Annotated in this window: 9 protein-coding genes; 7 read left to right on the top strand and 2 right to left on the bottom strand. The window is 59.7% G+C overall.

Going from position 1 to position 15,851, the window contains the following annotated elements; all coding sequences use genetic code 11:
* Position 1 precedes the first annotated feature (1 nt).
* The 6 genes from CAG18_RS27420 (at position 2) to CAG18_RS25765 (ending at position 12,807) form a co-directional block, all read left to right on the top strand.
* Positions 2-8,275 (top strand): immunoglobulin-like domain-containing protein, encoded by an 8,274-nt coding sequence (locus CAG18_RS27420; RefSeq protein WP_371807325.1) that lies wholly within the window; start codon positions 2-4, stop codon positions 8,273-8,275.
* 305 nt (positions 8,276-8,580) lie between these two features.
* Complete coding sequence (locus tag CAG18_RS25785; protein WP_015268518.1) at positions 8,581-8,922, top strand: hypothetical protein; 342 nt, start codon at positions 8,581-8,583, stop codon at positions 8,920-8,922.
* 199 nt (positions 8,923-9,121) lie between these two features.
* Entirely contained in the window at positions 9,122-10,021 is a 900-nt protein-coding gene (locus CAG18_RS25780) for a TauD/TfdA family dioxygenase (protein WP_015268519.1), read from the top strand.
* A gap of 18 nt (positions 10,022-10,039) precedes the next feature.
* Positions 10,040-11,059, top strand: a complete 1,020-nt coding sequence (locus tag CAG18_RS25775; protein ID WP_085721819.1) for an ABC transporter substrate-binding protein — start codon at positions 10,040-10,042, stop codon at positions 11,057-11,059.
* Positions 11,060-11,065: 6 nt separating this feature from the next.
* Entirely contained in the window at positions 11,066-11,929 is an 864-nt protein-coding gene (locus tag CAG18_RS25770; RefSeq protein WP_085721818.1) for an ABC transporter ATP-binding protein, read from the top strand.
* A 14-nt stretch (positions 11,930-11,943) separates the two neighbouring features.
* Positions 11,944-12,807 carry an ABC transporter permease gene (locus tag CAG18_RS25765; RefSeq protein WP_085721817.1) on the top strand — a complete coding sequence of 288 codons (864 nt, stop codon included), beginning with the start codon at positions 11,944-11,946 and terminating at the stop codon, positions 12,805-12,807.
* 188 nt (positions 12,808-12,995) lie between these two features.
* Here CAG18_RS25765 and CAG18_RS25760 read toward each other — a convergent pair whose 3' ends face one another.
* Positions 12,996-13,964 (bottom strand): RHS repeat-associated core domain-containing protein, encoded by a 969-nt coding sequence (locus CAG18_RS25760; RefSeq protein WP_143492699.1) that lies wholly within the window; start codon positions 13,962-13,964, stop codon positions 12,996-12,998.
* 188 nt (positions 13,965-14,152) lie between these two features.
* Positions 14,153-14,713 (bottom strand): WYL domain-containing protein, encoded by a 561-nt coding sequence (locus tag CAG18_RS25755; protein ID WP_085721815.1) that lies wholly within the window; start codon positions 14,711-14,713, stop codon positions 14,153-14,155.
* A 207-nt stretch (positions 14,714-14,920) separates the two neighbouring features.
* Between CAG18_RS25755 and CAG18_RS25750 the strand changes: the two genes are divergently transcribed.
* A complete protein-coding gene (locus CAG18_RS25750) occupies positions 14,921-15,715 on the top strand; it encodes a tetratricopeptide repeat protein (protein ID WP_085721814.1) in 795 nt (264 codons plus the stop codon).
* Positions 15,716-15,851: the final 136 nt, after the last annotated feature.

The raw sequence follows: 15,851 nt of genomic DNA, 5'->3' as shown, positions 1-15,851 counted from the left end.
CCTGAGCAACCCGGCTCAGACCCCGGTGACCGTGACCCTGTCCAACGGCCAGACCATCACCGTTGAAGCCGGCAAGACCCAGGGCAGCGTCGACTTCGAGACCCCGGCCAATGACGTCTACAACAACGGCTCGACTGTCAGCACCACGATTACCGGTGCCACCGGCGGCAACTTCGAGCAGCTGACGCCAGACCCGACGCCTGCATCGACTGTCATCAATGACAGTATCGATACCGTCACCGTAAGCATCGTCAGTAATGGCAACGTGACAGAGGACCAGCAGCCGTCCTTTACTGTGAAGGTAAGCCAGGCACTGGACCGTCCGTTGACAGTTACTCTGTCGAACGGCGATACCGTGACCATTGAGGCCGGCAAGACCGAAGTGGAATACAAGACCGCAGCCCAAGGCGATGATATCATCCAGGATGCCGGCTCCGTCACGCTCAGCGTGACAGATGCCACCGTCTCGGGTGCCACCTTCGAGAAGCTGGCGTTCGGAGGCCCGGCTACCGTTGAGATCTCGGACACCATCAGTGAAGTCGTCGCCAAACTGACCGCTACTGAGTCCGTAACCGAAGGTGGCGAAATTACCTACACCGTCACGCTGACCAGCAAGGATGGACTGCCGCTCAACATCCAGTCGCCGCTGTATTTCACTCTCAGCGATGGCAAGACCGTTATTGAGGTACCGGCCAACAGTACAACCGGTTCGATAACCGTTGCCGCGCCGGACAACGTCTACATGGGCGCCAATCCACCGGTAGTCAATGCGATCGATTCGGTCAGCGGTGCTGATGTATGGAAGTTCGAGAAACTGACCTTGGACAAAACCGAGGTCACTACCACCGTGACTGATGAATCCGGCACCCCAGGCTCTGGTGGTGACCTTGTGTGGGTTAGCATCGAGGCCGACCAGGTATCGGTCCTCGAGAACCAGAACCCGACCTTTACCGTGAAGGTCAACACCGTGCTGGCGCACGATCTTGTCGTGACCTTGAGCAACGATGCGCAGGTCACGATCAAGGCGGGAGAAACCAGTGCGCAGTACACCCATGCCGTACAGGGCGACGACGTTTACCAAGACGCCGGCACTATCAGTGTCGGCCTCAAGTCGGCGACCGATACCGCAGGCAGCACCTTCGAGAATCTGCAATTTGGCGGAGCCGCGTCGGTGGGAGTGACTGACACCATCAACGAAGTAGTGGCCAAGCTGACGGCTACCGATTCCGTCACCGAGGGTGGCGAAATTACCTATACCGTCACGCTGACCAGCCAAGACGGCCTGCCGATCAACAACCACTCGCCGCTGTACTTCACCCTCAGCGACGGCAAGACCGTAGTTGTGGTGCCGGCCAACAGCAACACCGGCTCGATCACCGTTACCGCGCCTAATGATGTCTATGTAGGTGCTCAGCCTGTAGTGAATGCGATCGACTCGGTCAGCGGTGCAGATGCCTGGAAGTTTGAAAAGCTGACCCTGGACAAATCGGAAGTCAGCACAACGGTTACTGATGGCCCAGGCTCAGAGGATATTACCTGCCTGACGCTTTCTGCCACACCGACAGTGGCCGAAGGTGGCACGATCACCTACACCGCCACCTTGACCAACAAGGCCGGCACTGACTTGGTCATCAAACTGAGCAACGGCGAAACCATTACCATCGCGGCAGGCCAGAAGGAAGCTTCGATCATCGTCGACGCCCCAGGGGACGATGTGTACATCGATGCCAAAGACCTCAGCGTGACCATCACCGATGCCACGGGTGGCAATTTCGAGAAGCTGGATGTCAGCAGCAAGGCGGCCGTGACCAAAGTCACCGATACCATCGACACTACCACCGTGACCTTGACGGCCACGCAAAGCGTGGTCGAGGGTGGTGTGGTGACCTACACCGCGTCGGTCAACCACAAGGTCACCGGTTCTGACCTGGTGGTGAAATTGGCCAACGGTCAGACCATTACCATTCCGGTGGGTGAGTCGTCGGCGTCGGTGCCCTTCACCGCGCCAGACAATGCCTACAACACTAATCTGGACCTGACCAACAAGATCACCGACATCTCGGGCGGCAATTACGAGAAGACCGTAGCCGTTGGCGAGCCGGTGACGACCGTGACCGACGGACCAGGCACCAAGGACATTACCCACCTTACCCTGAGCGCGACACCGACGGTTGCCGAGGGTGGCAAGATCACTTATACCGCGACCTTGACCAACAAGGCCGGCACCGATCTGGTGATCAAGCTGAGCAACGGTGAAACCATCACCATTGCCGCCGGCTCGAAGGAGGCTTCGGTCATCGTCGACGCCCCAGGCGATGATGTCTACATTGATGCTGAAGTACTGCAGGTCAAAGTGACCGAAACCACGGGTGGTGACTTCGAGAAGCTGAATGTAAACAGCGGCGCAGCCGTGACCAAGGTCACCGATACCATCGACACCACTACCGTGACCCTGACCGCGAACTCGACCGTCGCTGAAGGTGGTGTGGTGACCTACACCGCATCGGTCAATCACAAAGTTACCGGTTCGGACCTGGTGGTAAAACTGGCCAACGGCCAGACCATCACCATTCCGGTGGGTGAGTCGTCGGCGTCGGTGCCGTTCACCTCGCCGAACAACGTCCATAACACCAACCTGGACCTGACCAACAAGATCACCGACATCTCGGGTGGTAACTACGAGAAGACCGTGGCTGTTGGCGAGCCAGTGACCACTGTCACCGACAACCCGGCGATCCCGGACGTCACCACACTCACGCTGACCGCGACAGATACCGTGGCCGAAGGCGGCAAGATCACCTACACCGCAACGCTGTCCAACCCGGCGGGTACTGCGCTGACCGTCAAGCTGAGCAACGGCGAGACCATCACCATCGCGGCGGGTCAGAAAGAAGGTTCGATCACCATCGACGCGCCGAGCGACGATGTGTACATCGATGCGGGTACCGTTCAGGCCAATATCGATAGCACCAACGGCGGCGACTTCGAGAAGCTGGACGTCAGCAGCACTGCGGCTGTGACCAAGGTCACCGATACCATCGACACCACTACCGTGACCCTGACCGCGACCTCGACCGTCGCTGAAGGTGGTGTGGTGACCTACACCGCATCGGTCAATCACAAAGTTACCGGTTCGGACCTGGTGGTAAAACTGGCCAACGGCCAGACCATCACCATTCCGGTGGGCGAGTCGTCGGCGTCGGTGCCGTTCACCGCGCCGAACAACGTCCATAACACCAACCTGGACCTGACCAACAAGATCACCGACATCTCGGGTGGTAACTACGAGAAGACCGTGGCCGTTGGCGAGCCAGTGACTACTGTCACCGACAACCCGGCGACCCCGGACGTCACCACGCTCACGCTGACTGCGACAGATACCGTGGCCGAAGGCGGCAAGATCACTTACACCGCAACGTTGTCCAACCCGGCGGGTACTGCGCTGACCGTCAAGCTGAGCAACGGCGAAGCCATCACCATCGCCGCCGGTTCGAAGGAAGCCTCGATCACCATCGACGCGCCGAGCGACGATGTGTATGTCGATGCCGAAGACCTGAGCGTGACCGTTACCGGTACCACCGGTGGTGATTTCGAGAAGCTGGACGTCAGCAGCACTGCGGCTGTGACCAAGGTCACCGATACCATCGACACCACTACCGTGACCCTGACCGCGACCTCGACCGTCGCTGAAGGTGGTGTGGTGACCTACACCGCATCGGTCAATCACAAAGTTACCGGTTCGGACCTGGTGGTAAAACTGGCCAACGGCCAGACCATCACCATTCCGGTGGGTGAGTCGTCGGCGTCGGTGCCGTTCACCGCGCCGAACAACGTCCATAACACCAACCTGGACCTGACCAACAAGATCACCGACATCTCGGGTGGTAACTACGAGAAGACCGTGGCCGTTGGCGAGCCAGTGACTACTGTCACCGACAACCCGGCGACCCCGGACGTCACCACGCTCACGCTGACCGCGACAGATACCGTGGCCGAAGGCGGCAAGATTACCTACACCGCTACGCTGTCCAACCCGGCGGGTACTGCGCTGAACGTCAAGCTGAGCAACGGCGAGACCATCACCATCGCGGCGGGTCAGAAAGAAGGTTCGATCACCATCGACGCGCCGAGCGACGATGTGTACATCGATGCGGGTACCGTTCAGGCCAAGATCGATGGCACCACTGGCGGCGACTTCGAGCTGCTGGCTACCAGTGGAGCCTATGCGGTAACCAAGGTCAGCGACACCATCGACCACACTAGCCTGAGCCTCAGCGCCACGCCAACCGTCGCAGAAGGTGGCCAGATCACCTACACCGCCACCCTGACCAACAAGGCTGGCACCGACATGACCATCAAGCTGAGCAACGGCGCTGTGATCAGCATCGATGCGGGCAAGCTCTCCGGCTCCGTGACCGTTCCGGCGCCAGCCGATGACGTCTATATCGATGCAGGCAACGTTTCGGCGAAGATCACCGAAACCAGCGGTGGCAACTTCGAGAAATTGAACGTCAGCGATACGGCGGCGGTCACTGCTGTCACGGATACCATCCAGACCACCACCCTGAGCATCAGCGGCACCGCCGCGGTCGCCGAAGGTGGTAATGCCACGTACGTCCTGAACCTGACCAACAAGGCCGAGACCGACGTCACCGTCAAACTGACCTACACCGGCACCGCGGCCGATGGCACGGACTACACCGGCGTGGCTACCGTAGTGATCAAGGCCAACAGCTCGCAGGCAACGTTCACCGTCCCGACCTTCAAGGACAACGCCACCGAGGGTACCGAGCACTTCACGGTCAAGATCGATTCGGCCACTGGCGGTAACTTCGAGAAGCTCGACATCAGCTCCAGCGCCGGCAGCGTGACCACCCAGATATTCGAGCCAGCTCCGGTTCTGGACCTGGATGGCAACGACTCCAGCGGCAAGACCGGAGCCGACTACCAGACCACCTTCACCGAGAACCAGCCAGGCAGTGGTGTGTCGATCGGCGATGTGGACGTCACTATCACCGACTTCGACAGCTCGCAGCTGACGGGCGCGACGGTCACCCTGACCAACCGCCAGCCGGGTGATGCGCTGAACCTGGGCAACAGTGTCAACGGCATCACGATCAACGCCAACAGCACAGACGGCAAGGTAGTCCTGACCCTGAGCGGCGCTGCGTCGCTGGCCGACTATATCCAGGCGATCAAGAACATCACCTTCATCAACAGCAGCGAGAACCCGAGCACCACGCCTCGCATCATCACCGTGACGGTGACCGACGGCGTTAATACCTCGAACACCGCCACGACCACGGTGAATGTGATCGCTGTCAACGACGCACCGGTCGCCACTGGCGGCGCCGTCACTGGCGTCGAAGACACGCCGCTGGTGCTGACCTGGAACGACTTCAACATTTCCGACGTCGACAGCGCCCTGTCGAGCCTGGGTGTGACTTTCACCCAGCTGCCAGCGGGTTCCCTGCAGCTCTTCAACGGCACCGCCTGGGTCAACGTCGCCCAGAACCAGACCGTCAGCCAGGCTGACATCGCCGCCGGCAACCTGCGGTTCGTGCCAAAACCCAACGAGTCGGGTATCGACGGATATGGCGGAACGGGCGTCGGCAACAAGCAGGCCGACTATGCCCAGATCAAGTACAAGCCTACCGACGGTACCGCTGCTGGTGGCGAGGCCACGCTGAAGGTCGATATTGCACCTGTAGCCGACAAGCCTGGCCTGAACATCGGCAGCAACACCCCCGAATCGCTTGGCCTGACCAAGGAAACCTGGAACAGCCTCACGGGCCTGGGCACCAACGGCAACGGCATCAGCGGTACTGCGCTGAAGAACGTGTTCGCCAACTCTGGCAGTGCCAGCAAGACCGAGCAGGTTACCAGCGCCGATTCGGGCGGCAGCGTTGCCGCCGGTACGGGCTCCAAGACCTCCGGCCTGATCTACCTGGAAGCCGGCCAGACCTACACCTTCAGCGGCACCGCCGATGACAGCCTGCAGGTCTACATCGGCAAAACCAGCGTGGTCGGCGCCACCTGGGGGGCGGGCGGTACGATCTCCGGCAGCTTCTCGCCGCCTGTTAGCGGCTACTACACCCTGGAGATCTACCACGCCAACCAGTCCGGCCCGGGCAGCCTGGATATCAACGTCAAGGTCGGTAACGGCCCGGTGACCGACCTGAGCAGCTCGGCCATCCCGATGTACCCGAACGTTGCGGCGATGGGTAACGCCGGGCTTTCCGTGTCCGATTTCCATGGCAGTGATGGCCAAGGCTACTACGACGGCTACAAGCTCAACGAAGGGCCGGAGAACGGCACCGTCAAGCTGGTCGGCATTTCCACCAACCTGACCGACACTGACGGCTCCGAGAGCCTGAGCGTCAAGCTGGGCGGCATTCCGGCAGGTTCGGTGCTCAGCGATGGCGCTGGTCATACCATAACCGTCGGCGCCACTTCGGTTGACGTCACCGGCTGGAGCCTCAACGGCCTGAGCATCAAGCCGCCGGCGTACTACCAGGGCAGTTTCGATGTGAAGGTCACCTCGACCGCTACCGAAAGCGTGGGCGGCAGCAAAGCCTCCACCGAAGGCACGATCAAGGTAACTGTCTATCCGGACACCTACACCGCCAGCAACCTGACTACCGACAGCGACAGTTTCACCGGCACCACCACCAGTGACATCATCGTTGCCGACATCAGTGGCCTGCATGTGACGCCGGGTCAGGACTACAACATTGCGTTCATCGTCGATACCTCAGGCAGCATGGGCAGCGCGGTCGATGCCGCGCGTAACTCGCTGAAGTCGGTGTTCGATACCTTGGCCAACAGCGTCAAGGGCGCGCAGTCCGGTACAGTGAACATCCTGCTGGTGGACTTCTCCACCCAGGTGAACAGTACGGTTTCGGTCAACCTGGGCGACAAGAACGCGTTGAGCACGCTCTACAGTGCGCTCAATACACTCTATTCCAGCGGCTCGACCAACTACGAGGATGCGTTCAAGACCACCGCCAACTGGTTCAAGCAATTGATGGATGCGGGCAACACCGGCAGCCGCCAGACGTTCTTCATCACCGACGGCCAGCCGAACGTGTACCAGGCTGGCGAACGTGAGGGCACCTTCAGGAACATCGGCACCACGGTGGATTCCGTGCTCAAGTCGATCGGCTACAAGTTGGGCGATGTGGTCACCAACAAGATGGTGGGCAGCGACAACCGCTTCAGCATCGATGCCAAAGGCAACATGACCGCCGAGTACTGGGGCAAAAAGGGCTGGACCAACGACAATGGTGCGTCTGGACAGCTGCATGCCCAAGGTGATGGCACCTTTGAGTTCTCCTACGCTGAAAGCGGTTACTACTATGTGGACTACAACTCGCAACAAAGCTTCCTGTTGCTGTCCAACCTGTCTGGCGTGGAAGCCATCGGCCTGAACAGCGCGGTCAATGTCAACGACCTGAAGCCTTACGACACCGATAGCAAGCCGCAGACCAACATCGACCCGAGCAAACTGGCGGAAGCGATCCTGGGCCACACCGAAGCCACCGTGCCGGGCAATGACACCGTCAACGGTGGTGATGGCAACGACATCATCTTCGGTGACCTGGTGAGCTTCGGTTCGGTCGCCGGCAACGGTGTCGAAGCCATACAGAGCTATGTTGCAGGCCAGCTGGGTGTGGCCCTGGGTGATGTCGACGGTCGCGTGCTGCACAAGTACATCGTCGAGCACGTCAGCGAATTCGATGTCTCGCGCAGCAACGATGGCAATGACATTCTCAACGGTGGCGCGGGCAATGACCTCCTGTTCGGCCAGGGCGGCGACGACACCCTCGACGGTGGCAAGGGCAATGACATCCTGATCGGTGGCCTGGGCAAGGACACTTTGCTCGGTGGTGAAGGCAATGACATCCTGCTTGGCGGCAAGGGCGATGACACCATGACCGGTGGCAGCGGTGCCGACACCTTCGTATGGAAGGCTGGCGATACCGGCAATGACGTGATCAAGGACTTCAAGGTGGCCGAAGGCGACCGCATCGACCTGAAGGACCTGCTCCAGGGCGAGAAGGGCAGCACCATCGACAACTACCTGAAGCTCACCACGGTGGAAGGCACGACGACGCTGCAGGTCAGCAGCGAAGGCAAGCTCAATGCCGCCGGTGGTATCGCCAATGCCGACGTGACCATCAAGCTGGAAGGGGTGAACTGGTCCAACACCACGATCAACTCGTTGATCAGCGGTGCTGACCCGACCATCATCGTCCACAACAAGGACAGCTGATGCGCCAATGGGCTGCCCTGCAGCCCATCGCCATCACCGGCTTCAGGCTGGCGCTGTCCCTGTAGGAGCGGCCTTGTGTCGCGATGGGCTGCAGAGCGGCCCCCAGGTCTCCGGCATTGTTGCCGAAACCGTGGGGCCGCTTTGCGGCCCTGTCGCGACACAAGGCCGCTCCTACAGGACGCGTGCCTGGGCCTTTCCCGCAACTCCATGACAGCGCATACTCTGGCGCCGGGCCTGCGTGCCCGGTGATCTTTGCCTATGCTGCTGTCTACCACCCAGGAACCAATGTGACGAGGGACACCGCCATGTTCTACGTGCAACGCGATGCCGCTGGCCAGTTGCAGCGGGTCGAAGCAGCCGCTTTTGACCAGTTCACCGAAATGCTCCCCGCCGACCATGCCGATATCCAGGAATGGTTTGCCGATGACGTCGTGGAAAACAGCCTCAACCAGCTCAAGCAAAGCGATCTCGACATGATCCGCGTGCTCGAGGACTTGATCGATGTGCTGACTGCCAAGGGTGTGTTCAAGATCACCGACCTGCCCCCCGGTGCGCAGGCCAAGCTGCTCAACCGTTCTACAGCGCGCAAGGCGCTCAGCAGCCTGAACAACCTCATCGATGAGGAAGAGCAGGGCGGGTTGATCTGATTGCGCACCGCCTCTGACAGCCGTGCTATGGTTATTCTTTATCGGTATTTAAAATAAAACCCTTATGACTTTATAGTCGCTTCCACTGCGTACCCGTCGACCAATCGATGCGCCGCACGACTTGAACCCACACGGGAAATCCCCGTGCGTTTCTGATCGTTGCGCGCCATTGAAGTCGCGCACTGCGTGGGAGTGAAAAATGTCAGCCGCCTCGAACGCCTTGTCGATCATCGACAGCGCACTGCCGCAACGCTTCGAAATCCGCCCTTTTTCCGGTGCTGTAGGTGCCGAGATCATCGGCCTGGACTTGGCCAGGCCGGTCAACGCCGTGGATTTTGCCCGTATCCATCGCGCCCACCTCGACCACCATGTGCTGGTGTTTCGCGACCAACGCATCAGTCCCGACCAGCAGATCGCCTTCAGCCGCCGTTTTGGTCCATTGCAGATCCATGTGCTCAAGCAGTTCCTGCTCGCCGGCCACCCCGAGATCCTGATCGTTTCCAACATCATCGAGAATGGCCAGAACATCGGCCTGGGTGATGCCGGCAAGTTCTGGCACTCGGACCTGTCGTACAAGGAACTGCCCAGCCTCGGTTCCATGCTGCATGCCCAGGAACTGCCCGGCGAGGGCGGCGATACTCTGTTCGCCGACATGCACAAGGCCTGGGACGCTGTACCCGCGGCCCTGCGCAAGGTGGTCGAGGGCCGCAGTGCCGCTCACTCCTACACCGCCCGTTACGCCGAGACCAAGTTCGAAGGCAACTGGCGCCCGACCCTGACCGCCGAGCAGCTGGCGCAGGTACAGGAAGTCATCCATCCGGTGGTGCGTACCCACCCGGAAAACGGCCGCAAGGCGCTGTTCGTCAGCGAAGGCTTCACCACCCGTATCGTCGGCCTGCCAAGTGACGAAAGCCGCGACGTGCTGCAACAGCTGTATGCCCTGAGCGTGCTGGAGCAGAACATCTATCGCCACCAGTGGCAGCCTCACGACCTGGTGTTCTGGGACAACCGCTCGCTGATCCACCTGGCCACTGGCTGCCCCGCACACCTGCGGCGCAAGCTGTATCGCACCACCATCCAGGGCGATGCCCCGTTCTGACGACTGAGGAAACCCATCATGCGTAAATCCATCAGCCGCCTGGCGGCAAGCATCGGCCTGGGCGCAAGCCTTGTCGTCGGCAGCCTGGCGGCCCCCGCCACGGCGCAAGCAGAAGGCAAGATTCGCATCGCCGAACAGTTCGGTATCGTCTACCTGCTGCTGAACGTAGTGCGTGACCAGCATCTGATCGAAAAACATGGCAAGGAGCAGGGCATCGACATCGAAGTCGATTGGGCCCAGCTGTCGGGTGGTTCGGCTATCAACGACGCACTGCTGTCCGGTTCGGTGGACATCGCCGGTGCCGGCGTCGGCCCGCTGTTGACCGTGTGGGACCGTACCAAGGGCCGACAGAACGTCAAGGCCGTGGCCTCGCTGGGCAACTTCCCGTACTACCTGGTCAGCAGCAACCCCAATGTGAAGACCATTGCCGACATCTCCGACAAGGACCGCATCGCCGTACCGGCGGTAGGCGTTTCGGTGCAGTCGCGCTTCCTGCAGTACGCCGCCGCCCAGCAATGGGGCGACAAGGAATACAACCGCCTCGACAAGTACACCCTGGCCGTGCCGCACCCGGATGCCACTGCCGCGCTGCTGGCCGGCGGCACCGAACTCAACGGACACTTCTCCAACCCGCCGTTCCAGGACCAGGTGCTCGCCAACAAGAACGTGCACGTTGTACTCAACAGCTACGACCTGCTCGGCCCCAACTCGCCGACCTTGCTGTTCGCCACTGAAAAATTCCGCAAGGACAACCCCAAGACCTACAAGGCCTTCGTCGATGCGCTGGCCGAAGCCGCGGACTTCGCCCAGAAGGACAAGGCGGCCGCCGCCGACACCTACATCCGCGTGACCAAGGCCAAGATCGACCGCGATACGTTGATCAAGCTGATCGACAGCCCGCAGTACGAATTCACCGTCACGCCAAAGAACACCTACAAGTTGGCCGACTTCCTCTATCGGGTAGGCGCCATCAAGCACAAGCCGGAATCGTGGAAGGACTACTTCTTCCAGGATGAACGCCCGCAGCAGGGGAGCTGACCGATCATGACCGCCCCATTGCCAGGCCACACGGCCAGCAACCTGAGCCGTGTCGCAGCGCCGCCTTTGCTCAAGGTGAATAACCTCAGCCTCGAATACCGCACCTCGCAACGCGTGGTGCGGGCCACCCATCAGGTCAGCTTCGAAGTCGACCGTGCCGACCGCTTCGTGCTGCTCGGCCCCTCCGGCTGCGGCAAGTCCACCTTGCTCAAGGCCGTGGCCGGGTTTATCTCGCCCCAGGAGGGGCAGATTCTGCTGCAAGGTCAGCCAGTCAGCGGTCCGGGCCCCGACCGCATCGTGGTGTTCCAGGAGTTCGACCAGCTGCCGCCATGGAAGACGGTGAAACAGAACGTCATGTTCCCTCTGCTGGTGTCGGGCCAGCTGAAACGCGCCGAGGCCGAGGAGCGGGCACTGCACTACCTGGAAAAAGTCGGCCTGGCCGCCTTCGCCGATGCCTACCCACACACCCTGTCGGGCGGTATGAAGGCGCGCGTGGCGATTGCCCGGGCCTTGGCCACTCAGCCGAAGATCCTGCTGATGGACGAACCGTTCGCGGCACTTGATGCGCTGACTCGGCGCAAGATGCAGGAAGAATTGCTGCTGCTTTGGGAGGAGGTGCGTTTTACCCTGCTGTTCGTTACCCACTCCATCGAAGAAGCACTGGTGGTCGGCAACCGCATCCTGCTGCTGTCGCCCCACCCGGGGCGGGTGCGGGCCGAAGTGCACAGCCACCAGTACGACTTGGGCAGCCTGAGTGGTAGCGACTTTCAGGCCAGTGCCCGGCGCATCCATCGTTTGCTGTTCGATGAGGCGGATGCCCCCGAACAGCCCGACGATCTTGGTTTCAACGATATCCGTATCGCCTACTGACAGGAGCTTCAGCCATGACCACTACACCTGTACGCCAGGAATACGAGGTGCAGCTGGAGCCTTTGCTCAGTGTGCCTGTGGAACGCAACCTGCCATTGGCTCAGCGCCTGTGGCAGCACGACTGGTTGCGCAAGGCGGTCATCCTGCTGGTGATCGCCGTGCTGTGGGAGGCCATTGCCCGCTACCAGGGCAACGATCTGCTGCTACCGACTTTCCTGCAGACGGCCACGGCGCTGTGGGACGGCATGGTCAGCGGTGAGTTGCCGGCCAAGGTTGGCGTGTCGCTGGTGATTCTGCTCAAGGGTTACCTGCTGGGGATCATCCTGGCCTTCGGCCTCACCAGCTTGGCGGTGTCGACCCAGCTTGGGCGCGATCTGCTGGGCACCCTGACCTCGATGTTCAACCCGTTGCCGGCGATTGCTCTGTTGCCGCTGGCTTTACTGTGGTTCGGGTTGGGCGACAACAGCCTGATCTTCGTGCTGGTGCACTCGGTGCTCTGGGCGCTGGCGCTGAACACCTATGCGGGCTTTCTCGGCGTGTCGGAAACCCTGCGCATGGCCGGGCGCAACTACGGCCTGAAAGGGCTGCGGCTGGTACTGCATATCCTTGTCCCGGCGGCGCTGCCGTCGATCCTGTCGGGGCTGAAGATCGGCTGGGCATTCGCCTGGCGAACACTGATCGCTGCCGAGCTGGTGTTCGGCGCCAGCAGTGGCAAAGGCGGGTTGGGCTGGTACATCTTCCAGAACCGCAACGAGCTGTACACCGACAAGGTGTTTGCCGGGTTGGCGGTGGTTATCCTGATCGGTCTACTGGTGGAGGGGCTGGTGTTCAACACGCTGGAGCGGTTGTCTGTGAGGCGCTGGGGGATGCAGCGTTGATGGTTCCATTTATCCATCTCACTCTTAAATCAAGCCATTACCGTCCTCCAGCCGCTCCGGCACTCTTTTGTTCCGGAGCAACAAAAGGTGGCTGGTTTAGACGTGCGTTGAGGCAGTGAGCGGGTGGAGCGTGATCCGCATAGTACAGCCGAAGATATTTCACAGCTTGCGGCGCCGAACTTAAAAACTCATGGCTGCCGAATGAAGGCTGGATTCAAAAGCTGTGAGTTTGGAATTGATGTTGCAGTATGTTCGCCAATGGTTTTTTTGATGGTCTGGTTTAATTCTCTGCTTAGTTCATTTGCTAGTTTAATTATGTGTTTCCCATAAAGGGTATTGCGGCGGATGCCAGTCACGTGTGCTGTGCCTAAATTATTTTTGTCTGCGATTGCCCACGTGGATGCGGCTACGAGATCAATTGCGTCGTTTTTGTTTGGTAATTTGCTTTTCTTGATTGAATCAATTAACGCCTTGTTTGCATTGATTCGTTGTTCTGCAGGTTTGAAGTTTTCGTATGGAAAGTTAACTGGGGTTGTGCTGAAGCTTTTCCTTTGGGAGTCAAGCTTATTATTTTTTTCAAGTATCTTCAGCTTGGCAGCAACTTTGTTAAGTAGAATTCTGGTAGGACTTGATGGGCGAGAGTTAGCGTTAGGAATTCTACCGTGCCCGCTCGGATCTGCGTGGTTTACTGGGTCATTCTCGCAATAGGCATAGGGATTGATACCGCCAGCGGCAAAGGGACTGTACGCGTCTGCAGAAAGGAACCGCATCAACGGAGCACTGTATAGCCTATAATTTCCGAGCAGATAACAATTCGTTAACTTTTCTAGCAGCTCTCCATTGTATCGCAATCTGCCACTGGCGAGAATGTGGTTGCCCAGGTTGCCATAAGGCGTATAACTTAGCACTATCAGTGTATCAGCATTTGTCACGGTAATGACACTTGCGCTAGCATCAGTGCCGGGAATGAGTGTGTTCGGTGTCGTCCCTTTATGGAACAGATATTCGCTAATTAGCTGAGTGTTGGCATATATTGCTATCCAGGACTCGTTTTGCGTCAATATTGTATTGAGCTTTTGATCTTGATGGAAATATTTGCGAGCTTGAGTGCGACTCATTGTGTCTAACCCCGTGCGACCAAATTTCTGGTTCAGCATGAGCAGAGTCGGTATTTTGAGCAACTGGTAAAAATACCAGTTTTGACAATTATCAGAGGTTGTCCCGTTGTTATCCTGATGGCGCCGCACGCGACTTCTATGGGCGTGTGTTGACCCAGCGAGAATAGACAATGGGGGCTGTAGGCAGGGTCAACCTGTCAGTCTGCAAACCACCTCCCGGCTCAAGCCTAAAAATTCTGATACTGGGCCGCAGCATTACTAAGGATCCTGCCAATCTCTTCCCGTAAGCCGGCAGGCTGCTCCACCACCACCCCATCGCCATGGCTCAACAGCCACCAGCGCAGTGGCCAGCCGTCACTCACCGTGGCCTGCAACCGATGCCCGTGCTCCAACGCCGTCAGCTGCATGTCGCTACTCAACGGCGCAACCCGCAACTGCCGCGCCAGCGTATCGCTGATCCGCGCCACCAACTCCACCCCCTCACCCCGAGCCGGTTGCAGCGCATCACCGCGCAGGTGCGTCAACAAGTCGAAATTGCCGCGCAAGTCGCCCACTGCGCTCGCCGACCAGTGCCAGCCAAACGGAATGCTCTTGTCATTGCGCTCCAGCGGAAATATCAGCGACAGCTCATTGAGATCACGCTCGACAGTGCGTTTGCTGACGGTGAAGCCCACGTCACGCAGGCGCCAGACCAATTCGGCGCTGGTAATGCCAGGGGAACGGCTGGGCAACTGGCGCAGCAGCGCCCACTGTCGGCTGAGGGTGGCGCGAGTGGTGGCGAACGGCAAAAGATAACGTCCTTGTCTAGGCTTGCCACAATAGGATGGCGGCAGGCGTGGGTCATGGCAATTGGCCACAGCCTGCTCAGATCAAGGAAGTCGCATTTGGTTGCCTGGTGCCGAATCGTTCGCGACAGGTTTTGACGTTACGTCACGCAGAATCACGCCTCATCACAGCCGAAGGTTGGGGTTGTGTGTCGTTCAATGAGGATGAACATGTCTGCTGCCAGCAATATCCATTCGCTGCTTGCCCGCCTTTTGCCCGAGCGGGTCATTGCCCCACCGGCCGCTGTCGGGAGGCGACAGCGACTGTTTGCCGGGATAGGGTTGCCCAGCCAGCGCTCGCTGCTGGTCAGTCGCCTGGACGAAGCCAGCGACTTGCAGACGGTTTACGTCGACCTGCGCCGCCAGGCCTTGCAAGGCAACGTGGCGGCGCTCAACGACCTTGGCTGGATCTGGCTCAACGGCAAATACTGGCGTGCTGACACCGTGTTGGCCGGCCACCTGTTGCGCATGGCGGCCCTGCAAGGCAATGCCGCGGCGTGGTTCAACCTTGGGCAGCAACATTACTTCGGCAAAGGTATCGAACCCTCTTACCTACAGGCGGCGGAGTGCTACCGGCAGGCTTTCGAGCGGGGCATGCTGCATGCCGCTGCCGCGCTGGGTGACCTGTACGAGGAAGAGGTGTGTGAAGGTGGCCTGCAGTGGCAGGTAGATCTTGTACAGGCCTACCAGTGGTTCCTGCGCGGGGCCGAGCAGGGCGAGGCACGCTGCCGTTTCGAGGTGGGTTATCGGTTGATGCACGGGCTGTACGTGGAGGCTGATTTGAAAGCCGCGCTGTACTGGCTGGAGCTGGCGGCAGCTGCGGGGGTGGTGCAGGCGGCCGAAGAGCTGGCGGTGCACTTCAGCAGCCGCGAGGAGGGACGCTACCAGGAGTGGCGTGACCGGGCGGTGCAGATGGGCAGTACATTGGCCTTGACCATGAAGCTGGAAGACCAGATACAGCCCTGAATTTGCTGCTGCTTGTCCGGGCCCTTTCGCGGGCTCGCCCGCTTGTATGGTTAGACTTGAAGGGGTGGTGGGACTAAATGCCCGATTCTGACTGTTCACAGCAGTACAGACCGTGGGAGACATCGCCCCACCCCTT

The organism is Pseudomonas sp. B22(2017), from assembly GCF_002113105.1.
In the GTDB taxonomy this organism is placed as follows: domain Bacteria; phylum Pseudomonadota; class Gammaproteobacteria; order Pseudomonadales; family Pseudomonadaceae; genus Aquipseudomonas; species Aquipseudomonas asiatica.
The sequence above is the reverse complement of the archived record's forward strand: the minus strand, read 5'-3'. Positions and strand labels throughout refer to the sequence as shown.